Source organism: Aurantimonas sp. A2-1-M11 (genome assembly GCF_036549475.1).
Taxonomy (GTDB): domain Bacteria; phylum Pseudomonadota; class Alphaproteobacteria; order Rhizobiales; family Rhizobiaceae; genus Aurantimonas.
Genome location: NZ_JAZHLI010000038.1, coordinates 18,923 through 43,438, shown reverse-complemented (window position 1 = coordinate 43,438; position 24,516 = coordinate 18,923). Strand labels below are relative to the sequence as shown.

The window sequence follows — 24,516 nt, the reverse complement described above, 5'->3', positions numbered from 1 at the left end:
GAAGGAGCCAGGATCGTCCGCCCGCACCGGGCAACGCTCAATCAGCGCAAGGCGCTCGCGTCAGTCCGCCAACAACGAAGCCGCCGCCCATCCCGCGGAAGCGGGTTCGTTCTTCGGCGCCCTGTCAGCGGGGGCGTATCCCCGTCGTGGGCATCATGTCGGCGTTACTTCCAGCGCCCCGGCGCCTCGATAAAGTCGGCCAGCACCCGGTTGAAGACGGCCGGATTGTCGAGATTGGCGACATGCCCCCCCTCCAGGACGACGCTTCGGGCGTTCGGGGCTTCGGCGACGATATCGGCGGCCTGCTCGCGGATCGTCGTCGCGTCGTGCAGCGTGTCGACGACGAGACAGGGGCAGCCGATCCGGTCGAGATCCAGCGGCCGGCTCTCGACGAGGGCCCGATAGGTCGCCACGATCGCCTCGGGCGACATCGTGGCGAAGCCGGCGATGAAGTGCCGGCGCGCGGCGCGCCCCACCCAGAACGGCCCGACGAGGGTTGCTGCGAGCGCCAGGCCGATCCGCGCGGTCCGGGCCTGGCCGAGGATGCGGAAGGCGGGGTGCAACAGCCGTTGCGGATCGAGGCGGTCGATGAGCCGGCGAACCCGGCGGCTACCCGACAGGGACCGCGGCGTGTTCGACAGGACGAGGGCGGTGACCGTCTCGGGGGCGCGGGCCGCCATCTCCAGCGCCACCATGCCGCCCAGCGACACGCCGCAGACCGCCACCCGATCGATGCCGAGGCGGTCCAGCAGAACCAGGCAATCCTGCGCCATGCGCTCGATGGTCAGCCGTTCGTGCCCCAGGGGCGTGGCGCCGTGGCCGCGCAGGTCCGGCACGATGACGCGATGTCTTGCGGCCAGCGCCGCCATCTGCCCGGCCCAGACGGCGCGCGTCTGGACGGCGCCGTGCAGGAGCAGCAGCGGCACCCCGCCGCCCGGCCCGGTCGGCGGCTGGTCGTCATGGGCCATGACGATGTCGCCGATATCGGTGGCCGTGTGGGGGACGCCGTCGGTCCGCGAAGGCCCTGCCTCCGCCGCACACACGGACCGCGCCGTCACGTGCCGCTGCGGCCGGCGGACGGCCGGAGCGGCGGCGCGGATGACGCAGCCACCGCCGGTGGCCCCGGTGTCATCGCGGCCATCCCTATTCGGCGAACTCCACCGTGACGCCGGCCTTGACCATCTTGGCAAGTTCGGTCGCGTCCCAGTTGGTCAGGCGGACGCAGCCATGGCTGTTGGTCTTGCCGATCTTGGAGGGCTCGGGCGTGCCGTGGATACCGTAGGTGGGCTTGGACAGCGCGATCCAGACCGTGCCGACCGGGCCGTTCGGGCCCGGCGGAATGGTCAGGACCTTGTCGTTGGAGCCCTGCTTGAAATTGACCTTCGGATTGTAGGTGTAGTTCGGGTCGAAGGCGATGCGGTTGACCTGCACGACGCCCGACGGGGACGGCGTGTCGGACGAGCCGATGGTCGAGGGATAGGCGGCGATCAGGCTGCCGTCGGCGGCGTAGGCCCGCACCTGCTCGCGACCCTTGTCGGCGACGATCCTGGCGACCTCGCCCGTCACGTTCTCGCCGACTGCGGCGACCTTGATGCGGGTGCCCTGGCGATCGAAGTCGACGCCCGGATTGATCTTGCGCAGATAGTCCTCGTCCATGTGGAATTTTTCCGCCAGACGCTCGGAGACCCGCTCGAAGCTCATCGCCGGAAGCTGTGCCTTCTCGCCATAGTCGGACGGAATGGACGCCACATAGGGACCCGCCACGTCCTCCGCGGTGATCTCGTAGGTGGTGATCGCCGGGCCGCCGGTGGCGTCGAGTTCCTCGGCCAGCGCCTGGGCATCGCCGGTCGGCAGGCTGCGTCCAAACTTCTCCTCATAGGCGGCGACGCCCTTGTTGACGTTGGAGCCCATGCGCCCGTCGATGACGCCCGGCGACATGCCGGCGCGGTCGAGCAGGATCTGCAGCGCAGCGATCTCCGCCTCGGCGTTCTTGCCCTGCGGCGCCTCGACCGGCGGAGCGGGATCGGTTTCCGTGATGGTGCGCCCTTCCTCCGGCCCGCCCGTGCCGACAGCACCCGGATCGCTCAGCAGTTCGTCGACGCTGGTCGGGTTTCCGGACGTCGTCGGGTAGTCCGGCAACTCGGCCTCGCGGCGGTCCGGTGCCGCGCCGGCGTCCGGCAGCGGCGCGGCCTGCACCGGATCGTCGTAGCGGGGCTCTTCGGGATACAGCGGCCCGGGGCCAAAGCCGTCGTCATAGGAGCCGTCGGAATAGGGATCGGCGGAACGCGGGCCGAAATCGACGCGGCCCTCCAGCGTGACGCCGGGCGGCGGCGGCGCGTCGATGATCGCGCCCCCACCTTCGCGGAAGCGCTCGCGGCGCTCGCGGAAGCGTTCGCGGCGCGGCTCCTCAATGGCGATGATCCGGCCGGTGGAATCGATCACGACGCGGCGGCCGCTCTCGTCGATATAGACCTCGGCCACATCGCCATACTGGTCGTAAAACTGCGCCAGCCGGACGCCGTCCGACTGGGCGTGCGCCGCCGTGCCCGCGGCGGTCAGCGCCAGCGTCGACAGGCAGAGTGCCACGATAGGCTTCATCTTGTTCTCTCCAGCGCGGCCTGGTTCCGCCGGCACCCCATGTACCGCCGCAACGCCCCGACACCCTCGTCGCCGCACATCCATACGAATCCGGACGCGGTTTCCGCTATCAGGCCTGTGTCACCGCACTATCCGACATGGCCGATGAACCGGACATGAAAATGGCAGAACGTCACCCAAAGCAAAGAATGGCTGACGAAAGATCCCGGTTTCCGCGATGATCGCGCCGGTATCGGCCGGCGATTTGGCGGTTCCCTCTTGGCATGGAGCGCCAAGCGTTTATGTCCGGGCAACGAACAGAGTGCCAGTGACCGGCAACATCAGGATACGGACATGAGCGAAACCACCCTCCCCGACCGACTGTCTTCCGATCCGTCCAGCGAGTTCCACGACGCGGATCTGCTCACCAGGGGCGTCGGCGTGCGGTTCAAGGGCGAGGAACGCACCAATGTCGAGGAATACTGCATCAGCGAAGGCTGGATCCGCGTCCAGGCCGGCAAGGCCAAGGACCGCCGCGGCCAGCCGCTGACCATCAAGCTGAAGGGCCCGGTGGAAGTCTACCTCAAGGAAGACTGACCGCCGGATCGCCCGGGGCCGGCTCCTCGCCGGCCCGTCGGATCGCCGTCAGTTGTTGATCGCGATGATCCCCCAATGGGTGCCGCTGCAGGCATCGTCGTCGCAGATCGACGCCATCCACAGGGCGCCGTCGGCGAACATCACGCCTTGCGCATTGACGAAGAGTTCGTCGAATTCCTGGTCCGCCACCATCTGCTGCGTGTCGGCCATGACCAGCCGGTCATAATTGTCGACCAGGTCCTGGGCCTCGAGGAGCTCGTATTCCTCGCCATTCGCCCGGACCGTCAGCGGGTAGTCCGCCAGTTGCGAGACGGTGACGGGATCGCCGTATCGCATCGCCTCGGTCAACAGGTCGAAAGCCTCCGCAAAACCCTGCGGATCGCCCTGCAGGGCTTCGATCCGCTCGTTGACCTCCTCGCGCGATTGCGCGGCGAGCGGCGTGGCAAGCAGCACGCCGGCCATCAACAGCGGCAGGAACAGCTTCGTCATGGTCGGTTCCTTCACGTCATCCCGGCGTGCCGTGACGCTCACACCCTGCCGGGCGAGACGTCACGGCGAACCATGGGCCGCTATTGCGGCTTCCATTCCTCGGTGCCGAGGGTCTTCGACCCGATATAGCTCCAGACACCGAGCCATTTCTGGTTTTCGCGATACATCAGCGCGACGCCGCTCTCGCCATCCTGCAGATAGCCGATGGCCAGCACGTCGTCGTCTCCGATCCCCGTGCCCTGCAGCTTGGTGCCGTCTGCCAGCGTGTAGGTCAGGGTGAAGGTGTCACCCACCTTTGCCACCAGCACGCTGGCATCATAGGTCGTCCCGTCGGGATTGGTCCCGGCGATGCTGTAAGTGCCGGACGGGTCGGCAAGCGCCGGGACGGCGCTTCCGATCAGGGCGGCGGCGACGGCGAGGATGCGAACGGATTTCCACATGGTGTTTCCCTCCCTGACAGTGATCAATCGGTGAAGTCGAACTCCGAGACCTCGCACACATTGACGTCCGTCTTGGTCGCCGATGCGCCATCGCTGAACGTCGCCCGGAAATCGAACATGCAGTAGCCCGTGCCGTCATCGACGGTGACGAGGACCGATTCACCGATCTCCAGAACGTCCTCGCCGAGGATATCTTCTTCCCAGTCGTTCGTCCCGGTGTTGGATGCGTAGAACTCGATCATCGCCGTGCTGGTGGCATTGGTGACGGTCACGTCACGGTTCTGGGCCAGGGCGGGCGCGGCGACGAGGCAGAGAGCGCCGATGGCGGCAGGCAGGATGCGGCGGAAGACGACATGCGACACGGCAATATCCTCACAGGATGATGCGCATGCGCCGTTCTGGCGCACACGGGCGCACGCAGCGCCGCAACGCCTATACGCCTGCCCAGATCCCGCCACAATCTCCCCTCGCGCCGATTTCTCGGCCGCCGATCCTGTCGCCGCGCGCCCCCGCAGGACGGCGCATGCCGGCCGGAACCGCCCGCATGGCGAAGTCGTTGGGTAACCAAATGTTTTCGCAGGAGGCGATCATGTCATCGACTGAGGGCAGCCATCTCATGGCCAGCGACGAGGCCGGCAAAGACGTCGGCATCAACAACATCGAGGCGAGCCGCGTCTCGGGCACGGCGGTCTACAACACCGACGGCGACCATCTCGGCCACATCCACGACCTCGTCATCGGCAAGCAGGACGGCCAGGTGAAATACGCCATCATGTCGTTCGGCGGGTTCCTCGGCATCGGCGAGGAATATCACCCGCTGCCGTGGCACGTGCTGAAATACGACGAGCGCCAGGGCGGCTACGTGGTCGGCATCACGCTGGATCAGCTCCAGGGCGCGCCGCGCTACGCGGCTGGCGCGGAGCCGGGCTGGAACGACCCCGATTACGGGCGCCGCATCGACGATTACTACCGTCCCGCCTACATCTGACGGGGCCTGGAGCGCCATGCGACCGGCAGGACGGCAAGTTACGCTCGCCGAAGCGACCGCATGAACGAATGAAGGGGCGGCTTGCGGGCCGCCCCTTCATCATGCGCCATGGCTGCCTGCGTCAGGCCGCGACCCGGTCGCCCGCGGCGCCGGCCTTGGAGCCGACGACGTGGAAGACCAGATGGTCGCCGCCGCCTGAGATCTTCACGACGCTTTCGTCGCGGACCTCGCCGAGCAGGATCTTCTCGGCCAGCGTGTCCTGCACCTCGCGCTGGATCACCCGCTTCAGCGGCCGCGCGCCGTAGGCCGGATCGTAGCCGCGCTCGGCCAGCCATTCGCGCCCGGTCGCGTCCAGCTCGATGCGGATCTTGCGATCCGCCAGCAGCTGGTCCAGCCGCTTCATCTGGATGTCGACGATCGCGCCCATCTCCGAGCGATGCAGCCGGTGGAACAGGATGGTGTCGTCCACCCGGTTGAGGAATTCCGGCCGGAAGGCGCGGCGGACCACCTCCATCACCTCGTCCCGGGCGGCTTCCGCGTCCTCGTCGTCGCGCAGGGCCGTCAGGAATTCGGCCCCCAGGTTGGAGGTCATGATGATGATGGTGTTGCGGAAGTCGACCGTGCGTCCCTGCCCGTCCGTCAGCCGCCCGTCGTCGAGCACCTGCAGGAGGACGTTGAAGACGTCCGGATGGGCCTTCTCGATCTCGTCGAACAGCACCACCTGGTAGGGCCGCCGCCGCACCGCCTCGGTCAGGCTGCCGCCCTCCTCGTAGCCGACATAGCCCGGAGGCGCGCCGATCAGCCGCGAGACCGAGTGCTTCTCCATGAACTCCGACATGTCGAGGCGCACCATCGCCGTCTCGTCGTCGAACAGGAAGGCCGCCAGCGACTTGGTCAGCTCGGTCTTGCCGACGCCCGTGGGGCCGAGGAAGATGAACGAGCCGATCGGCCGGTTCGGGTCCTGCAGGCCGGCGCGCGCCCGGCGCACGGCCTTGGAGACCGCCTGCACCGCCTCGCCCTGGCCGACGACACGCTTCTGCAGCGCGTCTTCCATGCGCAGCAGCTTGTCGCGCTCGCCCTCGAGCATCCGGTCCACCGGAATGCCGGACCAGCGCGAGACCACCTGGGCGATATGGTCCGCCGTCACCGTCTCCTCGACCATGGAACCGGCCGCGCCGGTGCCGTCCTGGGCCTCGGCCTCCTTCAGCTCGGCCTCGAGCCGCGGGATCTCGCCATAGGCCAGTTCGCCGGCGCGCTGGAACTCGCCCTTGCGCTGGGCGATCGCCAGTTCGTTGCGCACCTCGTCCAGCCGCTTCTTCAGGTCGGCGGCCAGGCCCAGCTTGGACTTCTCGGCCTGCCAGGTCGCGGTGATCTGGTCGGATTCCTCCTCCAGGTTCGCCAGTTCGCCTTCCAGCCGCTCGAGCCGGTCACGCGACGCGTCGTCGTCTTCGCGGCGCAGCGCCTCGCGCTCGATCTTCAGCTGCATGATGCGGCGGTCGATCTCGTCCAGCGCCTCGGGCTTGGAATCCACCTGCATGCGCAGACGCGCCGCGCCCTCGTCGACGAGGTCGATGGCCTTGTCGGGCAGGAAGCGGTCGGTGATGTAGCGGTTGGACAGCTGCGCCGCCGCCACCAGCGCGGAATCGGAGATCCGCACCTGGTGGTGCTGCTCGTACTTTTCCTTCAGGCCGCGCAGGATCGAGATCGTGTCCTCGACCGTGGGCTCGGACACGAAGACCGGCTGGAACCGGCGGGCGAGCGCGGCGTCCTTCTCGACATGCTTGCGGTATTCGTCGAGGGTCGTCGCGCCGACGCAGTGCAGTTCGCCGCGGGCCAAAGCCGGCTTCAAAAGGTTCGACGCGTCCATCGCGCCGTCCGCCTTGCCGGCCCCGACCAGCGTGTGCATCTCGTCGATGAACAGGACAATGCCACCGGCGGCCGAAGTGACCTCCGACAGGACGGCCTTCAGCCGCTCCTCGAACTCGCCGCGATATTTCGCGCCGGCGATGAGCGAGCCCATGTCGAGCGCCATCAGCTGCTTGTCGCGCAGGGATTCCGGTACGTCGCCATTGACGATGCGCAGCGCCAGCCCTTCGGCGATGGCGGTCTTGCCGACGCCCGGCTCGCCGATCAGCACCGGGTTGTTCTTGGTGCGCCGGGACAGGACCTGGATCGTGCGGCGGATCTCGTCGTCGCGGCCGATCACCGGGTCGAGCTTGCCCTCGCGCGCCGCCGCGGTCAGGTCGCGGGCGTATTTCTTCAGGGCGTCGTAGCCGCTCTCGGCAGAGGCGGTGTCGGCGGTGCGGCCCTTGCGCAGGTTCTCGATCGCCGTGTTGAGCCCGTTCGGCGTGACGCCGGCATTGGCCAGGATCGCCGCCGTCTTGGCCGCCTTCTCGATGGTCATGGCCAGGAGCAGGCGCTCGACGCTGACATAGCTGTCGCCGGCCTTCTTGGCGATCTCCTCGGCGGTGGCGAAGATCTTCGCCAGCGGCTGGGCGAGATACATCTGCGAGCCGCCGCCGGATACCTTCGGCATGGCGTCGAGGGCCGCCTCGACGGCGAGCCGTACCTCCTGGGGCCGCCCGCCGGCCTTCTCGATCAGGCCAGCCGCCATGCCTTCCTCGTCGTCGATCAGGACCTTGAGCAGGTGCTCGGGCGTGAATTGCTGATGGTCGCGCGAGACCGCCAGGGTCTGTGCGGACTGGATGAAGCCGCGGACGCGCTCGGTGTATTTCTCGATGTTCATGGATCGCTTCTCCTATCGGCGAACCACCCCGCAGGCATCGTTCGCGCGTTCCTGGAGTCCGGCCCCCGTCTTGGCAGGCCGCCCGCTGAACATATGGGTGAGGCGCAACTCACCCGGAAGGGCCAGACGCACGACTGTTGCAAAAATGTTTCGCTGCCCGCCATGCGCCAGATCAAGGCGCGACGCGTTCCTGCCGGAATCCGCCACGAAAAAGGGCGCCGCGATGGCCGCGGCGCCCTGATCCCGTCTCGTCTCGTTGGCTCGCCGGCCGTCAGCCGTTGGAGGCCAGCAGGAAGTCCGGCAGACCGTCATTGTCGACGTCGGCCTTCGGCTCGTCCTGCGCGCCGTCTTCCGGCTTCTTCTTGCGCGGCCGTCCGGGACGACGCTTCGCCGGTGCGGCATCCGCCTCGGGTGCGTCGGCCGCGGGGGCCTTTGCAGCGACGTCCGGCTGCTCGCCGGCATCGGCCGTCTGGCCGGCCGGTGCCGTCTCGCCCGTCACCGCATCCTCGTCGCGCGGGCGACGGGCGCGGGCACGCCGGCGCGGCCGCTCGGTCTGCTCGTCGGCAGTGGCGGTTTCGGTCCGCCGATCCTCGCCGTCGTTGCCATTGGCCTCGTGACGTGCGGTGCGTTCGCGCCGATCGTCGCCGCGGGGCGACTGATTGTCCGAATCGTCCGCCATGACCGGCTGCGGGCCGGTGCCGTTCGGCTCGACGCGATCGCGCCGGTCGCGGTTGTCGCGATTGCCGTCCTGGTTGCGGTTGCCGCGGTCGTCACGATTGCCGCGATTGTCGTCGCGGTTGCCGCGATTGTTGTCGTCACGGTTGCGGTTGCCGCGATTGTCGTCGCGGTTGCTGCGATTGCCGTCACCACGATTGCCATCGCGCGCCCGATTGCCATCGCGGTTGCCGTCGCGATTGCCGTCCCGGTTGTCCCGAGTGTCACGATTGCCGCGGTTGCGCTCGCCGTCGCTGTCGCGATCGTCCCGGTCATCGCGATCGTCGCGATAGCTGGCATTGTCCTGCTGATCGTCGTCGTCGTCGTCGTTGGCGTCGTCGCGCTGGTCGCGGTCGTCACGCGGCTGGAACTGCGCCTGGGCGGCGGCCACGATGCGGTTGTAATGCTCCGCGTGCTGCAGATAGTTCTCGGCCATCACGCGGTCGCCGGCGCCCGAGGCGTCGCGTGCCAGGGTCGAGTATTTCTCGGCGATATGCTGGGCGGTGCCCCTGATCTTCACGTCCGGGCCGTTCGACTCGTAGCCGCGCGAAAGCGGGTTCGGGCCCTTGCGTCCGCGTCCGCGCATACGGTTTTTCTGCTGCTGTCCTGGCCTCATGAAATTCCTGTCTTTTTGATGCACCGGTCGCGCCGGTATGGCTGTTGCCGGAAGACGCGGGTCACGCGCCTGCTCGAGGTGCAGCCTGCCGCAGCAATGCCGCCAACTAGAGGTGTTTTTCGGTTATGGCTGGCGATACCCTCGCGCCGGCTATTACGGACGACCGACCGGTCACCTCGAGCATTCCTCGGGTCGCCTGGTGGCGCTGCCTGAGGGATGTCCCCCTCGGATGTTCCGTATTCGTTAGACCCTAGAGGGGAAACCGCACTGCCACAAGTGTTTTTTGTCAGCGTCCCCTGCGATTGCCGCGCCGTCACACGGCCTTGTCACCCCGGATGCGCGCCGGAATCGCCCCGCCGGAAGCTGAGGACACGGATCCTGTCGCCAAGGTCGCGCGTCGCCGCAATCCGGGAAAAGCCTTCCGCGGCGAAGATCGCCGTGACGTCGTCGGCCTGCCCTTCGCCGATCTCGACGATGGCCGGCGCTCCGGGCGTCAGGATGCCCCGGGCGCCCGCCGACAGGGCACGATAGGCGTCCAGGCCATCCGGGCCGCCGTCCAGGGCCGGCCAGGGATCGTGGTCGCGCACCTCGCGCGCCAGCGCGGCGATGTCGCGATGCGAAATATAGGGCGGGTTGGAGACGACCAGGTCCAGCGGCCCGCCGATCCCGTCGAGATAGTTTGCGCGCAGGGCCAGCATGCGGTCGGCAACGCCTGCCGCCTCGGCGTTGCGTCGGGCGGTCTCCAGCGCCCCTTCGGAAATGTCGATGGCGAAGGCGGTCGCCGTGTCGAAGAGCGCCAGCAGCGAGACCGCGATGGCGCCGGTCCCCGTCCCCACATCGGCCAGGCGGCAGGCACCGGTGCGGGCGACGATCTCCGCCATCGCCTTGCGGGCCTCCTCGACCAGGATCTCGGTGTCGGGGCGCGGCTCCAGCGTGTCCGGCGACAACAGGAATTCGTGCTCGTAGAAGGCCCGCCGGCCGATGATGCGGTGGACCGGCTCGCCGGCCGCGCGGCGCGCCAGCAGCGCCGCGAAGCGTTCGGCGTCGGCGGCCGGGACGATGGCGCCGGAGGCCGAATGGATCTCGCCGGGCCGCAGGCCGCAGATCTCGGCGAGCAGCAGGCGCGAATCGAGATCGGGCGTGTCGCAGCCGGCGGCGCGCAGCTGCCGCGCCCCGGCCCGCAGGGTGTCGCCGCGCGTCAGCCCCGCCGGAACGTCAGGCATCGACGCCGACGGCCGCGAGCAAATGGGCCTGGTGGTCGGCAACCAGCGCATCGACCAGCTCGTCCATCTCGCCCTCGATCACCCGGTCGAGCTTGTAGAGCGTCAGGTTGATGCGGTGGTCGGTCACGCGCCCCTGGGGGAAATTGTAGGTGCGGATGCGCTCCGAGCGGTCACCGGACCCGACCTGGCTCTTGCGCGCCGCCGAGCGTTCGTCGTCGGCCCGCTGGCGCTCCATGTCGTACAGCTTGGCCTTCAGCACCTGCATGGCGCGGGCGCGGTTCTGGTGCTGCGACTTTTCCGACGAGGTCACGACGATGCCGCTCGGGATGTGGGTGATGCGCACCGCCGAATCGGTGGTGTTGACGTGCTGGCCGCCGGCGCCGGAGGCGCGCATCGTGTCGATGCGGATGTCGTCGGCCTTCACCTCGACGTCGATGTCCTCGGCTTCCGGCAGGACGGCGACGGTCGCCGCCGAGGTGTGGATGCGGCCGCCCGATTCGGTCTCGGGCACGCGCTGGACCCGGTGGACGCCGGATTCGAATTTCAGCCGGGAGAACACCCCGACGCCGCGGATCGCGGCGATCACTTCGCGGAAGCCGCCGACCTCGCCCTCGCTGGCCGAGATGATCTCGACCTTCCAGCGGTTCATCTCGGCATAGCGCTGGTACATGCGGAAGAGGTCGCCGGCGAACAGGCCGGCCTCCGAGCCTCCCGTGCCGGCGCGAATCTCCAGGATCGCGCCCTTCTCATCGGCCGAATCCTTGGGCAGCAGCAGGATGCGGATCTGGGCGGTCAGCGACTCCATCTGCTCCTTCAGCTCGTCGATCTCGATCTCTGCCAGTTCGCGCATGTCGCGCCCGGCCGCCGGTTCCTCGAGGATCGCCCGCGCCTCGGCCAGTTCCTGCTCGGTCTTGCGGTAGGTCCGGATGGCCGCCACCACGTCCTCGAGCCCGGAATATTCGGCGGCCAGCTTGGTGTAGACCTCGTGCTCGGGCCCCTTCGACATCTCGCGTTCGAGAAGCGCGAAGCGGTTGAGGATCTCGTCGAGGCTGGAATTCGGCAGGGTCGCCATGTCGTCCTGAACAGATGCGGGGAAAAGAAGCGGCCCTCGCTGGAAAGGCCGCGACGAGAGGTCCGGTTCGGCAGGCCGGACCGGCTAGTACGGCCGGCTAATACGGGATTCCGTTCGCCTTGGCGAAGTCGGCGAGCGCGCGCCGCGGTGCGTCGGACGGATGACTGCCGTCGAGATAGACCTTCACCAGCTGCGTCACCTTGCCCACGTCCATCTCCACGATCGCGGCCTTCACCGGGCCGATGGAGGGCGGTGCCATGGATATGGAGCGGAAGCCCAAGCCGATCAACGCCATCGCCGACAGGGGGCGCCCGGCCATCTCGCCGCACAGGGTCACCGGCACGGAATGGCGCAGGCCCGCATCCACGATCATCTTCAGCGCCCGCAGGAAGGCGGGCGACAGGTCGTCGAAGCGGTCGGCGACGCGGGCATTGCCGCGATCGACGGCATTGAAGAACTGGAACAGGTCGTTGGAGCCGACGGAGACGAAATCCAGCAGCTGCATGACCTCGTCGAGCTGGAACAGGATGCCCGGCACCTCGATCATCGCGCCGATCTTCAGCCGCTCGGGCATGACGTGGCCGAAGCGGGTCAGGTGCTTGTATTCGCGGCTGATCAGGTCGCGGGCCCGATGCAGCTCCGACACGTCGGTCACCATCGGGAACATGACGCGCAGCTCCCGGCCGGCCGCCGCCTTCAGCAGCGCCCGCAACTGGGTGCGCATCAGCCCCGGCCGGTCCAGCGCCAGGCGCAGGGCCCGGTAGCCCAGCGCCGGATTGTCCTCGGGGAACTGGTTCAGATAGGGCAGCACCTTGTCGCCGCCGACATCGAGGGTCCGGAAGGTCACCGGCCGGCCTTCGGCCGCGTCCAGCACCGCCGAATAGAGCCGCTCCTGGTCGCTGGCGCGCGGCATGGTGGAGGCGACCATGAACTGCAGCTCGGTGCGGAACAGGCCGATCCCCTCGGCCTTCGCCTCGTTGAGCTGCGGCAGGTCGACCAGCAGCCCGGCATTCATCTGCAGGTCGATCCGGACGCCGTCGCGGGACACGGACGCCACGTCGCGCAGCGAGCGGTAGCGTTCCTGGCGCTTCTCGCGGAACTTGACCTTGTCGGAGAACAGCGCCTCCACCTCGGGCGGCGGGCGCAGATGCACGCCGCCATCCTCGCCGTCGACGATGATCGAGTCGCGGCTCTCCGACATGGAGACCGCGCCCTTGACCTGGCCGACGACGGGAATGCCGAGGGCGCGCGCCACGATGACGACGTGGCTGGTCGCCGCCCCCTCCTCCAGGACGAGGCCGCGGATCTGCTCGCGGCGATAGTCCAGCAGTTCCGCCGCGCCCATGGAGCGGGCGACGATGACCGCGTCGTCGGGCGTCGCCTGGCCGTCATGGCCGATCAGCTGGCGCAGCAGGCGGTTGGCCAGGTCGTCGAAATCATGCAGCCGCTCGCGGATATAGGCATCGGTCATGTGCATCATGCGCGCGCGCATGTCGCTCTGGACCTTTTCCACCGCCGCTTCCGCGGTCAGGCCGTTGCGCACCGCCTCTTCCAGCCGGCGCACCCAGCCGCGGTCGTGGGCGAACATGCGATAGGCCTCGAGCACCGCCCGGTGCTCGCCCTCGCCGGCGACCTCGCGGCGCGACAGCATGTCCTCGATCGACAGGCGCAGGACGGCGAGCGCCTTTGTCAGCCGGTCGACCTCGATCTCCATGTCCTCGTTGAAGAGGTTGGTCACGACGACGCGTGGCTCGTGCAGGATCACCCGGCCGAGCCCGATCCCGTCCGACAGCGGCACGCCGGTGAAGCTCACCGACCGCGACAGGTCGAGCGCGACGCCGGGCCGCGAGAGGCCTTCCAGGCTGCCCGCGGCGATCATCTCGGCCACGACCATGGCGACGGTCTCGAGCGCCTCCGATTCCTCCTCGCGATACACCCGCGCCGCCTTGTTCTGGACGACGAGGACGCCGAGCGTGCGGCCGGCGCGAAGGATCGGCACGCCCAGGAAGGAGTGGTAGATCTCCTCGCCGGTCTCCGGCAGGTAGGTGAAGGCAGGGTGCTTCTGCGCCTCGGGCAGGTTCAGCGGGCGCGCCGTCGCGGCGATCGTTCCGACGAGCCCCTCGCCGAGCTTCAGCTGGGCCAGGTGGACGGAGCCCGGGTTCAGGCCCTCGGTGGCGTAGAGTTCGAGCACGCCGTCGGCCCGCAGCACGTAGAGCGAGCAGACCTCGGCCACCATGTTCTGGGCGATCAGGCGGGAAATCTGGTCGAGACGCGCCTGCGGGTCGAGAGGCTCGACCATGAGCTCCCGGATACGGCGCATGAGAACGCGCGGCCCTGACATGTCGCTTCTGTTCAACGCGGTGTCCCGTTCCAGGTGGCCGACGCCCGACCGATGATTCCGGCCGGGCGAACGATCCCCCCTACCCGTATCAGATCACATAAAGGTGCGCCGACAGAACCCGATGGGAAGGCAGCAACAGGTTTTCCCTCGCGGACCGGTTGCAGGCCTGTCCCGGCGACCCGGCGCCGGCGGCTTTCGCCGCCTCGCCGTCAGGCCTTGTCCAGGCCGTAGACCGAGTGCAGCGCCCGCACGGCCAGCTCGGTGTAGTCGCCGTCGATCAGGATCGAGATCTTGATCTCCGACGTGGTGATGGCGCGGATGTTGACGCCGCGGTCGGCGAGCGCCTTGAAGGCGGTGGCCGCGACGCCGGTATGGCTGCGCATGCCGACGCCGATCACCGAGACCTTGGTCAGGCCCTGCTCGCTCTGGATCGCGTCGTAGCGCATCTCCGTCTTGGCCTTCTCCAGGACGGCGGTCGCCTTGGCCAGGTCGCCGGCCGGGACCGTGAAGGTCATGTCGGTCGAGGTGCCGGCCTCGGAGATGTTCTGGACGATCATGTCGACATTGACGCCGGCGGCGGCGAGCGGCCCGAAGATCGCCGCGGCGACGCCCGGCTGGTCCTCGACCCGCCGCAGCGAGATCTGCGCCTCGTCCTTGGCGTAGGCGATGCCTGTGACGACCTGCTGTTCCACGATTTCATCCTCGTCGCAAATGAGCGTTCCCGGCGGGTTGTCGAAGTCGCCCATGCCGGGCGCGTCCGGGTCCTCGAAAGAAGAACGCACGAAGGTCCGCACCTTGTGGACCATGGCCAGTTCCACCGAACGCACCTGCAGCACCTTGGCCCCGAGCGAGGCCATCTCCAGCATTTCCTCGAAGGAGATGCGGGCTAGGCGCCGGGCCTTGGGCTCGACGCGCGGGTCCGTGGTGTAGACGCCGTCGACGTCGGTATAGATGTCGCAGCGATCGGCCTTGATGGCCGCAGCCACCGCCACCGCCGAGGTGTCCGACCCGCCGCGCCCCAGCGTCGCGATGCGGTTGTCGGGGGCGATGCCCTGGAAGCCGGCGAGCACGGCGACCTGTCCCTCGCCGAAGCGCCTGACGATCTCGGACGAATCGATTTCCTGGATGCGGGCCGCGCCATGGGCGCCGTCCGTGCGGATCGGCACCTGCCAGCCCTGCCAGGACCGCGCATTGATGCCCATGGACTGCAGCGTGATCGCCAGGACACCGGCGGTCACCTGCTCGCCGGACGCGACCACCGCGTCGTATTCGCGCGCGTCGTGGATCGGCGAGGCCTCGCGGCACCAGCCGACGAGCTCGTTCGTCTTGCCGGCCATGGCGGATACGACGACGGCGACGTCGTGGCCGGCATCGACCTCGCGCTTCACATGCCGCGCGACGTTGCGGATGCGGTTGAGGTCGGCGACGGAGGTGCCGCCGAATTTGAGGACGAGTCGGGCCATGGGATGGGCATTCGGTGGTGCGACGGGACGTCGGGTGGACTGACCCCGAACCAGAGCCGGTCGCGCGCGACGGCCAGACCTGTCCGGAGGGGCCCGCACTCTGCGGGCGGGGGTTCCCTAGCCGATGCGACCTCAAACCGCAATGTCGCGACGCCGTGCGGACCGTCGCCTGCCTCGCCTTCGCCGGGCCGCCATGCTTGACTTTGGCCGGCCGGAGCGAACATGCCCGAACCACCATGACAGGCAACGAGGACGAGATGAGCGCATCCGACGGAACGACGATCGACGCGGCCGAGGTCGAGCGGTTCTCGCGCCTGGCACAAGAATGGTGGAATCCGGTCGGCAAGTTCAAGCCGCTGCACAAGTTCAACCCGGTGCGGCTGGAATACATCCGCGAGCAGCTGGCGATGATCTTCGCCCTCGACCTGTCCACCGACAAGCCCTTCGCCGGCCTCTCGGTGCTCGACATCGGTTGCGGCGGCGGGCTGATCTGCGAGCCGATGGCCCGGCTCGGGGCGCAGGTCGTCGGCGCCGACGCGTCGCAGACCAACATCGAGGTGGCCCGGCTGCACGCGGCCGAGAGCGGCCTCGACATCGACTACCGCGCCACCACGGCCGAGGCGATCGCCGAGGGCGGCGAGACCTTCGACGTTGTGCTGGCGCTGGAGGTCGTCGAGCACGTCTCCGACGTCGACCTGTTCCTCACCTCCTGCGCGTCCATGGTGAAGCCCGGGGGGCTGCTGTTCGTCGCCACGATCAACCGCACCTTCAAGGCGCTGACCTTCGCCATCATCGGCGCGGAATACGTGCTGGGCTGGCTGCCCAAGGGCACGCATCAGTACGAGCGGCTGGTCCGTCCGAAGGAGATCGCCGATCCGGTCGAGGCCGCGGGGCTGTCGATGATCGACGAGGTCGGCGTGGTCTATCACCCGCTGGCCGACGCCTGGAAACGCTCGCGCGACACCGACGTCAACTACATGGTCCTGGCGCGTCGTCCGACAGCCTGACGGCAGCCTCGCGGATCCGTGTGCAAGCTGCGGGCAAGCCTGCGATGCGAGGCTCGTGCTGCGGGCGCCGTGGGCGTACCCGGACATGCATCATGGAGCTGAGAACCAGCACGTGTAAACATCCAAGAGGACGTCATGGTATCGCCGCGATCAGACAGCATCCCCAATGAGGCCAACTGTCCTGTCCATCTGGAGATCCTCGCGCTTCTCCTGCGATCCGACGACGCCACGAAGCAGGCGCTGATCCGCGAGATCCCGGGCCCGACCCGGGCCCGCCTCGCCTTCTTCTGCTACAACCGGGTGCATCTGCGCGGCCTGGCCTTCCAGATCGCCACCCTGTGCGACCTCTCCGACCTCAGGGTCATCGCCGGTGCCAAGGGCGATCTCCTTTATACCCAGGCGACCGAGCAGGGATTGTTCGAAGACGGCGCCTCGCGGCGGCACAAGGGCGTGACCCTGGCGCGGACCGCCCGCGGCTGAAATCCCTGCGTCCCCCCGGGACGCAAAACGACCCCAGCAGGACGCTCTGCCGGATTGAACCCACGCGGCGTGCGACCCGACCAGCGCGTAAAACGTTCCAACTGACCCGATCGGCTTTCCGTCAGTTCTTGTCCTCGGGCAGCGGCGGCAGCGGCAAGGCCGCGATCCCTTCCTCGCCGAGGCTCTTGACCTCCTGGGGCGAGGCTTCCCCGTAGATCTGGCGCTGCTCGCTCTCGCCGTAATGGATGCGGCGCGCCTCCTCGGCGAATTTCGGCCCGACATAATCGGACTTGGCGCGCAGCTCGCGGGCGATCGCCTGCAGCTTGGCATAGGCCGCCGCCGCCTCGCCCCCGGCATAGCGCGCCGCGCCATCCGGAGCCGCGGACGGTGCGTTGTCGCCAGCCTGCGCCGGCGCCCGGCGCCCGGCCTTCGCCAGGGCCGGCTTCATCAGGGCCTTGGAAACGTCCGTCGTGCCGCAGACCGGACAGGTCACGAGACCGCCGGCGACCTGGCGCTCGAAATCGTCGCCCGATCGGAACCAGCCGTCGAATGCGTGGGAGGCGGGCTGGCAGCGCAGCGCAAAACTGATCACTCGGCCGCCTCGCGCGCGCCGGTCACGGCGACAGTGGCGTCTCCAACGGTGAAGCGGCGCGCATTCCTCAGATTGGGCACCTTGCCGCGGGCGGCGGCGGCGACGGCCGTGTCGATCTCGGCCACGGCGACACCCGGCTCGTTGCCGTCGACTTCGGCGATCACCCGGCCCCACGGATCGACGATCAGCGAATGGCCATAGGTCTCGCGCCCGTCCTCGTGCACCCCGCCCTGGGCGGCGGCGATCATGAAGGCGCCGTTCTCGATCGCCCGCGCCCGCAACAGCACGTGCCAATGGGCCTCGCCGGTCTGGCGGGTGAAGGCGGCCGGCGCGGTCAGGATCTCGGCACCGTTCAGCGCCTCCTCGCGGAACAGATGCGGGAAGCGCATGTCGTAGCAGATCGCGAAGCCGAGCCGGGCGGTCCCGCCGGCCAGCGCCAGATCGGCCAGCACCGCCTCGCCGCCCGGGCGATAGGTGCGCGATTCCCGCCAGCTCTCGCCATTGTCGAGATCGACGTCGAACATGTGGATCTTGTCGTAGCGGGCAGTCCGCGTGCCATCCGGCGCAAACAGCAGCGCCCGGTTGGCGACGCGCCCGTCGGCCAGCGCCACCGCGATCGACCCCAGATGCAGATGGATCCCGTGGCGGCTGGCCAGGCGTGCCGCGGTCGCAACCAGGAGGTCGTCGTCCTCGGCGCGCAGCCGCTCCATCAGGGCGGCCCGGTCGCGCTGCAGCATGCCGGTCATCTCCGGCGACTGGACGTAGTTCGCCCCGCGCGCGACGGCCTCGTCCACGAGAGCTTCGAGCGCTTCGGCATTCGCTTCGGGCTCGCGGCCGGACCGCATCTGCAGGACGGCGGCGCGAAAGATCGTCATGGCGTTTCCTTCAGGAGGTTGCCCGTCAGGAGGCTAGCGCCGGATGGCCGGCGCGTCACCCGGCCAGCAGCGGATCGAGCTTGCCGGCGCGCTCCAGCGCATAGAGCTCGTCGCAGCCGCCCACATGGGTCTCGCCGATGAAGATCTGCGGGAAGGTCGCGGCGCCCTTGCCGCGCTCGCGCATTTCCTGACGCAGCTGGGGCGAGGACGATGCGTCCTTCTCTTCATACGCCACGTTCTTCTGGTCGAGAAGCTGCTTGGCGCGCGCGCAGAATCCGCAGAGCTGGCGCGTGTAGATCGTCACATTCGGCATGAAACATCGGTCCCGGCTTGTTGTGGAGCCGCATATGGCTTCACTCGGTACCGGTCGCAACCCTTGCGAAGGTGAGGACGTCGACGTCGATGGCCCCGGCCCGCCGCAGCGCCCGCGTGGCGCTCGCGACGGTGGCGCCGGTCGTATAGACGTCGTCGACCAGCAGCACCCGGCGCCCCTCCAGCTCGGCGCGGCGCGCAGCCGCGACCTGGAAGGCGCCCCGCACGTTCTCCCGGCGCTGGGCCGCCCCGAGCCCGACCTGCGTGCGCGTCGTCTTCACGCGCTTCAGCGACAGGGGCGAGTAGGACAGCCGGGCGCCGCGCGCCACCAGCCGGGCGATCTCCGCCGACTGGTTGAACCGCCGGCGCCAGAGCCGGCCGGGATGCAGCGGCACCGGCACCACGACGTCCGCGTCGGCGATCAGGTCGGCCCCGGCCCGCGCCATCCATCCGGCCATCAGCGGCACCAGATCGGTGCGGTCGGCATATTTCAGCGAGGTGACGAGCTGGGCAGCGAGATCCTCGTAGAGCACGGCCGCGCGCAGCCGCGCGAAGGGCGGCGGCTCGGCGATGGCCTCGGCGGACAGGAAGCCCTTGCCCAGATCGTAGGCGAAGGGTAGCCCTAGCACTTCGCAATAGGGACGCTCGATGAAGCGCAGTTTCGGCCAGCATTCGCAGCACACCGTGCCCGCGCCGGTTACCGCCGCGCGGCACCCCGGGCACACGGGCGGGAACAGGAGCCGGCCGATGGAGCCGGTGATCGCCGCCGAACCGCGCCTGAATAAGCTCATCCTTCCAGCCCGTCCCTGGTGCGCAATGCCCGCAGGGCCGATCGGCTTCCTCCCCGAACCGCGAAGCCGGTCGCGCCTCCTCGCCTTGACGATACTCCACCTGCGACAAGCTACAAGCGCCAGTCGCCGCGCCCGACCAGATTGACCGAAACCGAGACCATCATGCCCGACGCTCCCGACCATATCGTCTTCGACCGGGCGCTCCTCGACCGCCGGCGCCGGCGCTGGCACCGGGCCGCGACCTCCGACAGCCCGCACTTCCTGCTGCGCGCGATCGCCGCCGAGCTCGCCGACCGGCTGTCGCTGGTCGACCGGCATTTCGACGTCGCGGTCGATCTGGGCGGCCACACCGGCGAGATGGCGGACCTTCTGTCGAAGAGCGGCCAGGCGGGCCGCGTCCTGCGCATCGAACGCCTGCCCGACCTCATCGGCGACGACACCATGGCCTGCGTCGGCGACGAGGAGATGCTGCCGCTGGCCGCCGAGAGCGTCGACCTGATCGTCTCGACCCTGTCGCTGCACCTGACCAACGACACGCCGGGCGCGCTGGTGCAGATCCGGCGTGCGCTGCGGCCCGACGGGCTGTTCCTCTGCGCGCTCCTGGGCGGCGCCACCCTCAACGAACTGCGCGCGTCGCTGTTTGCCGCCGAGGCCGAGCTTCTGGGCGGCGTCTCGCCGCGCGTCGCTCCCTTCGCCGATGTCCGCGATGCCGGCAGCCTCTTGCAGCGCGCCGGCTTCGCCTTGCCGGTGACCGACCAGGACCGCCTGACCGTGCGCTACGATTCTCTGTTCGAGCTGATGGGCGACCTGCGCGCCATGGGCATGGCCAACATGCTGGTCGAGCGCTCCCGCCGTCCCGCCTCGCGCCGGCTGTTCCTGCGCGCCGCGGAAATCTACGCCGAACGCTTCTGCGACCCCGACGGCCGCATCCGCGCGACCTTCGACGTCATCTACCTGTCGGGCTGGCGGCCCCACGAGAGCCAGCAGAAACCCCTCAAGCCCGGCAGCGCGCGCGCCAGCCTCGCCGACGCCCTGAAGGACCGCTCGGGGGAGCTGTGAGGTGGGGGCGCCTGTGCGCCTGTGCGCCTGTTCACCCGACGCTGCCATCGGCAGGCGAACGATGTTTTGAGAAGGGACAAGACCCAATGGCGTCAGAGAACGATACGCAGAATGAGCGCCACGGCAGGCCGTGGCCACGCTTCATGGACTACGTGTTCGACGCCAACATGATCGACGGCACGGTGCGCATGGTCGGGTTGATCCTGGTGTTCGCAATCGTCTTCGGCACGCTCTTCTGGTTGCTGCAGTGACGGCGTAGGTTACCCGTTCCCCATCGAGCCAGCCGCCGGAACCCGCGCCTGCGCGGTGCCGCGTCACCGCCCTCAGCAGCCGCCATGGCGCCGGCCGTCGGCGTAGATCACGCAAGGGGCGGCATTGGCGGGCTGCAGCACGCTGCGGCGCAGGGTGTATTCGCTCGGCCGGGCGATCGAGCCGGTGGCCATCATGTCGAGTTGCGGGCCGTCGACGCCGGCGACATAGCGCACGCCGCGCTCGGCGATCGGCGGCACCAGCAGCGACAGGACCAGTGCCAGCGCGCCGAAGGCGAGCGTGGCGCGGAACAGGCCCGTGCCGGTGGCCGGAATGTCCGCGATCCGATCCTCGTCCAGGTAGATATTGCGCATGATCCCCTCGCAAGGCAGATGGCCTGAGGTGGAATCATGCCTGCGGATGGTGAAGGAGCCCTTAAGACGGGGCGGCCTGCCCCATGGCAAGCCTTCCCGGCGCACGCGGAGCGCGGCCTACAGAAGCTCGATCAGATGCGGGATCAGCGGCTCGTCGGCCGGCGGCATCGGATAGTCGCGCAATTGCGTCGGCCGGACCCATTTCAGCCGCTGGCCCTCGCGGGGCATGGCGATCCCCTCGTAGCGCCGGCACACATAGAGCGGCATCAGCAGGTGAAACTCGTCGTAGGAATGGCTGGCGAAGGTCAGCGGCGCCAGGCAGGCCGCCCGGGTCTCGATGCCCAGTTCCTCGCGCAATTCGCGGATCAGCGTCGCTTCGGGCGTCTCCCCGGCCTCGACCTTGCCGCCGGGAAACTCCCACAGGCCGGCGAGCGCCTTGCCGGCGGGTCGCTCGGCGATGAGGATGCGCCCGTCGGCATCGACGAGTGCGCAGGCCACGACCAGCAGCAGGCGCTGCCCCGGCCCGCTCACGCGCCGCCGTCCGGCGGGGCGCGATAGACGTAGCGATAGGCTTCCGTGAAGCCGAGCGAACGGTAGAGCGACAGGCCGGCGACGTTGTCGGCCTCCACCTGCACCCAGGCGGTCTTGGCGCCCTTGTGGGCGGTGTAGCGCAGCGCCGTGCGGACCAGATCGCGGCCGACGCCGCGCTGGCGCTCGCTCCGACGCACGGCGACGTCGAGCAGGCCGGCGAGGTCGTTGTCGTGGATCGCCAGGGCGACGGCGAAGGGCGCGCCGTCGGCGCTCTCGCGCACGAACAGCCCCGTCGGCGGGCGGATCGATTCCAGGACGCCGGTCAGGCCGGAGCGCAGGGACCGAGCCCGCTCGTGGACCGTCAGGCTCGCCTCCACATAGCGTTCCATGTCGCGGATGGGGATGCGCTCGACCTCGACGGACAGGTCGAGACTGGCGAGATCGGCCGTCATCACCAGGGATTCGTCGAAGCGGGACCAGCCCTCCGCGTCGAGATGGGAGACGAGGTCCGGCGGCGCCAGAGGCGACTGGCGCACGATGATCGAGCGGCCATGCTCGGCAAAGGTCTTGGCCGCCCGCTGCAGGCGGGCAGGAATGTCGGAATTGTCGGAGGGATCGAGCGGGTTGACGGAGTTCAGCCGCTTGGCCGGAAAGGACGCGGTGGCCCGCACCGCCCAGGTCCCGTCGAACCCGGTCGCCGTTGCCGGCCAGGCGCGGAAGCCCGCCGCCTCGAGGCGGCGCACCACGGCCAGCTGCCGCATCTTCTCAGCTTCGGTAATCGCCATTGATCGCGACATATTCCTTGGTCAGATCGCAGGTGTAGACGGTCCAGCGGCCCCGCCCCAGGCCGAGATCGACCCGGATGGGGATTTCCGCCCGCCGCATGACCTCCGCGGCCGCGTCCTCGGAATAGTCGGGGTCGCGCTCGCCGTCCACCGCTACGCGGATGTCGCCGAAATGGATCGCCAGCCGGTCCCTGTCGGCTTCCTCGCCGGCCTTGCCGACGGCCATGACCACGCGGCCCCAATTGGCGTCCTCGCCGGCGACGGCCGTCTTCACCAGCGGCGAATTGGCGATCGACAGCGCGATGCGCTTGGCCGCCGCGTCGCTCGTCGCGCCCTCGACGGTGACCTGGATCTCCTTGCGGGCCCCTTCCCCGTCCCGGGCGACCTGCCGGGCGAGATCGAGCAGCAATTCGCCCAGCGCCGTGCGAAATGCGTCCAGCCGCGGATCGCCCGCATCGGCAATCTCGGCGCCGCCACGCTCGCGCGCCGCGCCGGTGGCAAACAGCAGCAGCGTGTCGGAGGTGGACGTATCGCTGTCGACCGTCACCGAGTTGAAGCTCGGCGCCACCGCCTCGGCCAGCATGGCCTGCAGGGCCGGCGCGGCGATGGCCGCGTCGGTCGCCACGAAGGACAGCATGGTCGCCATGTCCGGGGCAATCATGCCGGCGCCCTTGGCGATGCCGTTGATCGTCACCGTCACCCCGTCGATCGCCACCGATCGGGTGGCCACCTTGGGATAGGTGTCGGTGGTCATGATCGCCTCGGCCGCGGCGCGCCAGCCATCGGCCTGCGCCTCCTGGGCAAGGCCTGCCAGCAGGCCGGTGAACTTGTCGGCGTCCAGCGGCTCGCCGATCACGCCGGTGGAGGCCAGGAAGACCTCGTGGGGCGCGGCGCCGACCGCGTCGGCCGCCGCCTCGGCGGTGGCTTCCGTCGCCTGCCGGCCGCGCCGCCCGGTAAAGGCGTTGGCGTTGCCGGAATTGACGACGACGGCCCGCGCCGTGCCGCCGGACAGGCTCGCCCGGCAATGGTCGACCGGGGCCGACGGGCAGCGCGAGGTGGTAAAGACGCCGGCAACCGTCGCCGGCGCGTCGAACACCATCATCAGGACGTCGGTGCGGCCCTTGTACTTGATCCCCGCCGCGGCGGTCGCGATGCGCATGCCCTCGATCGGGGGCAGCGCGGCGATATCCGCGGGTGCCAGGGGAGAAACCGGTGTGGTCATGGTTGCCGGGAACGCCTACTGCGCCTCGGGCGCGGCCGCCCCGGGCTCCATCGCCTGTTCGAGCGCCTCGACCTGGCTCTTCATCTCCGGGTCGACATATTCGACCGTCAGCTCGCTGCGGGCCTTCTGGACGAGCTCCATGTATTTCTCGCGCAGCACGACCTGGCGCACCTGGTCCTTCACCGTGTCGAATTCGGGCTTGGGCGCCTCGCGCTTCTCCTCGACCTTGATGACGTGCCAGCCGAACTGGGTCTCGACGGGCTCCTTGGTGTAGCTGCCCGGCTCCATGGCGAAGGCCGCCTTCTCGAACTCCGGCACCATCTGGCCGGCGCTGAAGAAGCCGAGGTCACCCCCTTCGGGACCCGACGGACCGGTCGAGCTCTCCTTGGCGAGTGCGACGAAATCGGCGCCACCGTCGAGCTTGGCGATGACAGCCTCGGCCTCTTCCCTGGTCTTCAGCAGGATGTGGCGGGCGTGCACCTCTTCGGTCGCCGGCATGGCCGAGACTTCCTTGTCGAAGCGGGCCTTCAGCTCCTCGTCGGTGATCGTGTCGACGCCGTTGCGGGCGAAATAGGCATTGTGGAGCGTACGGTCGCGCAGGAAGTCGAGCTGTGCGGCCACGTCCGCATCGTCCTGCAGGTTGCCGGCCTCGGCCTGGTGGGCGAGAACCTTGATGTCGATCAGGGCGGACAGGACCGCAAGCTTGCGCTGCTCGGGCGGCATCCGGGCGAACTGCTCGCCGACCTCGGTCGCGGCGGCCTTCAGGTCACGCTCGGTGAGTTCTTCCGATCCAACCTTGGCGACGACGTCGTCGTCGGCGGCATGGACGGGGGAGCCAAAGGCGGCGATGGCCAGCGCGCCAGCCAGGAGGGTCGAACGAAAAGCGGTATTCATGGCAAAGAACGTCCTTGCGATTGCTGTGGATGGGCAGTCCGAGGGAATGGGAGAGAGGGCCGAAGCTGGCCACGGCAAG

26 protein-coding genes are annotated in these 24,516 nt (G+C 68.9%); 6 read left to right on the top strand and 20 right to left on the bottom strand.

All coding sequences use genetic code 11. The features are described from left to right. Positions 1–164: 164 nt before the first annotated feature. Both VQ042_RS16455 and VQ042_RS16450 read right to left on the bottom strand, forming a co-directional pair. Positions 165–1,058 carry an alpha/beta fold hydrolase gene (locus VQ042_RS16455; RefSeq protein WP_331821215.1) on the bottom strand — a complete coding sequence of 298 codons (894 nt, stop codon included), beginning with the start codon at positions 1,056–1,058 and terminating at the stop codon, positions 165–167. A gap of 85 nt (positions 1,059–1,143) precedes the next feature. Then, complete coding sequence (locus VQ042_RS16450) at positions 1,144–2,598, bottom strand: L,D-transpeptidase family protein (protein WP_331821213.1); 1,455 nt, start codon at positions 2,596–2,598, stop codon at positions 1,144–1,146. A gap of 333 nt (positions 2,599–2,931) precedes the next feature. On the opposite strand from VQ042_RS16450, the gene VQ042_RS16445 reads away from it, so the two are divergent. Then, positions 2,932–3,174 (top strand): DUF3297 family protein, encoded by a 243-nt coding sequence (locus VQ042_RS16445; RefSeq protein ID WP_331821211.1) that lies wholly within the window; start codon positions 2,932–2,934, stop codon positions 3,172–3,174. 48 nt (positions 3,175–3,222) lie between these two features. On the opposite strand, the gene VQ042_RS16440 is transcribed toward VQ042_RS16445, so the two are convergent. From VQ042_RS16440 to VQ042_RS16430, 3 genes are all read right to left on the bottom strand, one after another. Continuing rightward, positions 3,223–3,663 (bottom strand): hypothetical protein, encoded by a 441-nt coding sequence (locus VQ042_RS16440; protein WP_331821209.1) that lies wholly within the window; start codon positions 3,661–3,663, stop codon positions 3,223–3,225. A gap of 80 nt (positions 3,664–3,743) precedes the next feature. After that, a complete protein-coding gene (locus tag VQ042_RS16435; RefSeq protein WP_331821206.1) occupies positions 3,744–4,103 on the bottom strand; it encodes a hypothetical protein in 360 nt (119 codons plus the stop codon). Positions 4,104–4,126: 23 nt separating this feature from the next. Beyond that, positions 4,127–4,465 (bottom strand): hypothetical protein, encoded by a 339-nt coding sequence (locus tag VQ042_RS16430; RefSeq protein WP_331821205.1) that lies wholly within the window; start codon positions 4,463–4,465, stop codon positions 4,127–4,129. A gap of 254 nt (positions 4,466–4,719) precedes the next feature. On the opposite strand from VQ042_RS16430, the gene VQ042_RS16425 reads away from it, so the two are divergent. After that, positions 4,720–5,091: a PRC-barrel domain-containing protein gene (locus tag VQ042_RS16425; protein ID WP_331821219.1), complete on the top strand. Its 372-nt coding sequence runs from the start codon at positions 4,720–4,722 to the stop codon at positions 5,089–5,091. A gap of 121 nt (positions 5,092–5,212) precedes the next feature. Here VQ042_RS16425 and clpB read toward each other — a convergent pair whose 3' ends face one another. From clpB to VQ042_RS16395, 6 genes are all read right to left on the bottom strand, one after another. Further along, positions 5,213–7,837 (bottom strand): ATP-dependent chaperone ClpB, encoded by a 2,625-nt coding sequence (clpB, locus tag VQ042_RS16420; RefSeq protein ID WP_331821204.1) that lies wholly within the window; start codon positions 7,835–7,837, stop codon positions 5,213–5,215. Positions 7,838–8,108: 271 nt separating this feature from the next. Further along, on the bottom strand, positions 8,109–9,137 hold the full coding sequence (locus VQ042_RS16415; RefSeq protein WP_331821202.1) for a DUF4167 domain-containing protein: 1,029 nt from the start codon (positions 9,135–9,137) through the stop codon (positions 8,109–8,111). Between the two features lie 356 nt (positions 9,138–9,493). After that, entirely contained in the window at positions 9,494–10,390 is an 897-nt protein-coding gene (prmC, locus tag VQ042_RS16410; protein WP_331821201.1) for a peptide chain release factor N(5)-glutamine methyltransferase, read from the bottom strand. Beyond that, entirely contained in the window at positions 10,383–11,462 is a 1,080-nt protein-coding gene (gene prfA, locus VQ042_RS16405; RefSeq protein ID WP_331821199.1) for a peptide chain release factor 1, read from the bottom strand. Before prfA ends, prmC begins: the two co-directional genes overlap by 8 nt. Positions 11,463–11,559: 97 nt before the next feature. Continuing rightward, the gene (gene ptsP / locus VQ042_RS16400) at positions 11,560–13,761 is read right to left on the bottom strand and encodes a phosphoenolpyruvate--protein phosphotransferase (RefSeq protein ID WP_331821197.1); all 2,202 of its coding nucleotides are present in this window, start codon (positions 13,759–13,761) and stop codon (positions 11,560–11,562) included. Positions 13,762–14,012: 251 nt separating this feature from the next. Next, positions 14,013–15,266, bottom strand: coding sequence for an aspartate kinase (locus VQ042_RS16395; RefSeq protein WP_331821195.1), 1,254 nt, complete (start codon positions 15,264–15,266; stop codon positions 14,013–14,015). 257 nt (positions 15,267–15,523) lie between these two features. Here VQ042_RS16395 and ubiG point away from each other — a divergent pair, with 257 nt between their 5' ends. Then, positions 15,524–16,273, top strand: coding sequence for a bifunctional 2-polyprenyl-6-hydroxyphenol methylase/3-demethylubiquinol 3-O-methyltransferase UbiG (ubiG, locus tag VQ042_RS16390; protein WP_331821194.1), 750 nt, complete (start codon positions 15,524–15,526; stop codon positions 16,271–16,273). A gap of 135 nt (positions 16,274–16,408) precedes the next feature. Further along, the gene (locus tag VQ042_RS16385; RefSeq protein WP_331821192.1) at positions 16,409–16,753 is read left to right on the top strand and encodes a hypothetical protein; all 345 of its coding nucleotides are present in this window, start codon (positions 16,409–16,411) and stop codon (positions 16,751–16,753) included. A 121-nt stretch (positions 16,754–16,874) separates the two neighbouring features. Here the strand turns inward: VQ042_RS16385 and VQ042_RS16380 are convergent, their stop codons facing one another. Genes VQ042_RS16380 through VQ042_RS16365 form a run of 4 tightly spaced genes read right to left on the bottom strand, consistent with a single transcriptional unit; the run spans position 16,875 to position 19,350 of the window. Continuing rightward, positions 16,875–17,345, bottom strand: coding sequence for a DUF1178 family protein (locus VQ042_RS16380; protein ID WP_331821190.1), 471 nt, complete (start codon positions 17,343–17,345; stop codon positions 16,875–16,877). After that, complete coding sequence (locus VQ042_RS16375; RefSeq protein WP_331821188.1) at positions 17,342–18,220, bottom strand: carbon-nitrogen hydrolase family protein; 879 nt, start codon at positions 18,218–18,220, stop codon at positions 17,342–17,344. Before VQ042_RS16375 ends, VQ042_RS16380 begins: the two co-directional genes overlap by 4 nt. A gap of 55 nt (positions 18,221–18,275) precedes the next feature. Next, positions 18,276–18,533, bottom strand: coding sequence for a glutaredoxin 3 (gene grxC, locus VQ042_RS16370; protein WP_331821186.1), 258 nt, complete (start codon positions 18,531–18,533; stop codon positions 18,276–18,278). A 40-nt stretch (positions 18,534–18,573) separates the two neighbouring features. Further along, positions 18,574–19,350, bottom strand: coding sequence for a ComF family protein (locus VQ042_RS16365; RefSeq protein WP_442880103.1), 777 nt, complete (start codon positions 19,348–19,350; stop codon positions 18,574–18,576). Between the two features lie 135 nt (positions 19,351–19,485). Here VQ042_RS16365 and VQ042_RS16360 point away from each other — a divergent pair, with 135 nt between their 5' ends. Next, entirely contained in the window at positions 19,486–20,382 is an 897-nt protein-coding gene (locus VQ042_RS16360; RefSeq protein ID WP_331821181.1) for a class I SAM-dependent methyltransferase, read from the top strand. Positions 20,383–20,468: 86 nt separating this feature from the next. Continuing rightward, positions 20,469–20,633, top strand: coding sequence for a hypothetical protein (locus tag VQ042_RS16355; RefSeq protein WP_331821179.1), 165 nt, complete (start codon positions 20,469–20,471; stop codon positions 20,631–20,633). A gap of 72 nt (positions 20,634–20,705) precedes the next feature. Here the strand turns inward: VQ042_RS16355 and VQ042_RS16350 are convergent, their stop codons facing one another. The 5 genes from VQ042_RS16350 to VQ042_RS16330 form a co-directional block, all read right to left on the bottom strand. Continuing rightward, the gene (locus tag VQ042_RS16350; RefSeq protein ID WP_331821177.1) at positions 20,706–21,005 is read right to left on the bottom strand and encodes a hypothetical protein; all 300 of its coding nucleotides are present in this window, start codon (positions 21,003–21,005) and stop codon (positions 20,706–20,708) included. A gap of 117 nt (positions 21,006–21,122) precedes the next feature. Beyond that, positions 21,123–21,536 carry a (deoxy)nucleoside triphosphate pyrophosphohydrolase gene (locus VQ042_RS16345; RefSeq protein WP_331821175.1) on the bottom strand — a complete coding sequence of 138 codons (414 nt, stop codon included), beginning with the start codon at positions 21,534–21,536 and terminating at the stop codon, positions 21,123–21,125. Continuing rightward, positions 21,533–22,321 carry a GNAT family N-acetyltransferase gene (locus VQ042_RS16340; RefSeq protein ID WP_331821174.1) on the bottom strand — a complete coding sequence of 263 codons (789 nt, stop codon included), beginning with the start codon at positions 22,319–22,321 and terminating at the stop codon, positions 21,533–21,535. Before VQ042_RS16340 ends, VQ042_RS16345 begins: the two co-directional genes overlap by 4 nt. Continuing rightward, the gene (gene argJ / locus VQ042_RS16335; protein WP_331821172.1) at positions 22,302–23,543 is read right to left on the bottom strand and encodes a bifunctional glutamate N-acetyltransferase/amino-acid acetyltransferase ArgJ; all 1,242 of its coding nucleotides are present in this window, start codon (positions 23,541–23,543) and stop codon (positions 22,302–22,304) included. The genes VQ042_RS16340 and argJ overlap by 20 nt, the downstream gene beginning before the upstream one ends. Positions 23,544–23,558: 15 nt before the next feature. Beyond that, positions 23,559–24,437, bottom strand: a complete 879-nt coding sequence (locus VQ042_RS16330; protein WP_331821170.1) for a peptidylprolyl isomerase — start codon at positions 24,435–24,437, stop codon at positions 23,559–23,561. Positions 24,438–24,516 lie beyond the last annotated feature (79 nt).

Excerpts from the sequence above, each read along its gene's own strand:
- VQ042_RS16395 (WP_331821195.1), bottom strand. The coding sequence starts at position 15,266 with ATGGCCCGACTCGTCCTCAAATTCGGCGGCACCTCCGTCGCCGACCTC.
- VQ042_RS16450 (WP_331821213.1), bottom strand. The coding sequence starts at position 2,598 with ATGAAGCCTATCGTGGCACTCTGCCTGTCGACGCTGGCGCTGACCGCC.
- ptsP (WP_331821197.1), bottom strand. The coding sequence starts at position 13,761 with ATGGTCGAGCCTCTCGACCCGCAGGCGCGTCTCGACCAGATTTCCCGC.
- prfA (WP_331821199.1), bottom strand. The coding sequence starts at position 11,462 with ATGGCGACCCTGCCGAATTCCAGCCTCGACGAGATCCTCAACCGCTTC.
- argJ (WP_331821172.1), bottom strand. The coding sequence starts at position 23,543 with ATGACCACACCGGTTTCTCCCCTGGCACCCGCGGATATCGCCGCGCTG.
- VQ042_RS16425 (WP_331821219.1), top strand. The coding sequence starts at position 4,720 with ATGGCCAGCGACGAGGCCGGCAAAGACGTCGGCATCAACAACATCGAG.
- VQ042_RS16375 (WP_331821188.1), bottom strand. The coding sequence starts at position 18,220 with ATGACGATCTTTCGCGCCGCCGTCCTGCAGATGCGGTCCGGCCGCGAG.
- VQ042_RS16385 (WP_331821192.1), top strand. The coding sequence starts at position 16,409 with ATGGTATCGCCGCGATCAGACAGCATCCCCAATGAGGCCAACTGTCCT.
- prmC (WP_331821201.1), bottom strand. The coding sequence starts at position 10,390 with ATGCCTGACGTTCCGGCGGGGCTGACGCGCGGCGACACCCTGCGGGCC.
- VQ042_RS16360 (WP_331821181.1), top strand. The coding sequence starts at position 19,486 with ATGCCCGACGCTCCCGACCATATCGTCTTCGACCGGGCGCTCCTCGAC.
- VQ042_RS16435 (WP_331821206.1), bottom strand. The coding sequence starts at position 4,103 with ATGTGGAAATCCGTTCGCATCCTCGCCGTCGCCGCCGCCCTGATCGGA.
- VQ042_RS16415 (WP_331821202.1), bottom strand. The coding sequence starts at position 9,137 with ATGCGCGGACGCGGACGCAAGGGCCCGAACCCGCTTTCGCGCGGCTAC.
- VQ042_RS16445 (WP_331821211.1), top strand. The coding sequence starts at position 2,932 with ATGAGCGAAACCACCCTCCCCGACCGACTGTCTTCCGATCCGTCCAGC.
- grxC (WP_331821186.1), bottom strand. The coding sequence starts at position 18,533 with ATGCCGAATGTGACGATCTACACGCGCCAGCTCTGCGGATTCTGCGCG.
- VQ042_RS16340 (WP_331821174.1), bottom strand. The coding sequence starts at position 22,321 with ATGGCGATTACCGAAGCTGAGAAGATGCGGCAGCTGGCCGTGGTGCGC.
- ubiG (WP_331821194.1), top strand. The coding sequence starts at position 15,524 with ATGAGCGCATCCGACGGAACGACGATCGACGCGGCCGAGGTCGAGCGG.
- clpB (WP_331821204.1), bottom strand. The coding sequence starts at position 7,837 with ATGAACATCGAGAAATACACCGAGCGCGTCCGCGGCTTCATCCAGTCC.
- VQ042_RS16330 (WP_331821170.1), bottom strand. The coding sequence starts at position 24,437 with ATGAATACCGCTTTTCGTTCGACCCTCCTGGCTGGCGCGCTGGCCATC.
- VQ042_RS16350 (WP_331821177.1), bottom strand. The coding sequence starts at position 21,005 with ATGCGCAATATCTACCTGGACGAGGATCGGATCGCGGACATTCCGGCC.
- VQ042_RS16440 (WP_331821209.1), bottom strand. The coding sequence starts at position 3,663 with ATGACGAAGCTGTTCCTGCCGCTGTTGATGGCCGGCGTGCTGCTTGCC.
- VQ042_RS16355 (WP_331821179.1), top strand. The coding sequence starts at position 20,469 with ATGGCGTCAGAGAACGATACGCAGAATGAGCGCCACGGCAGGCCGTGG.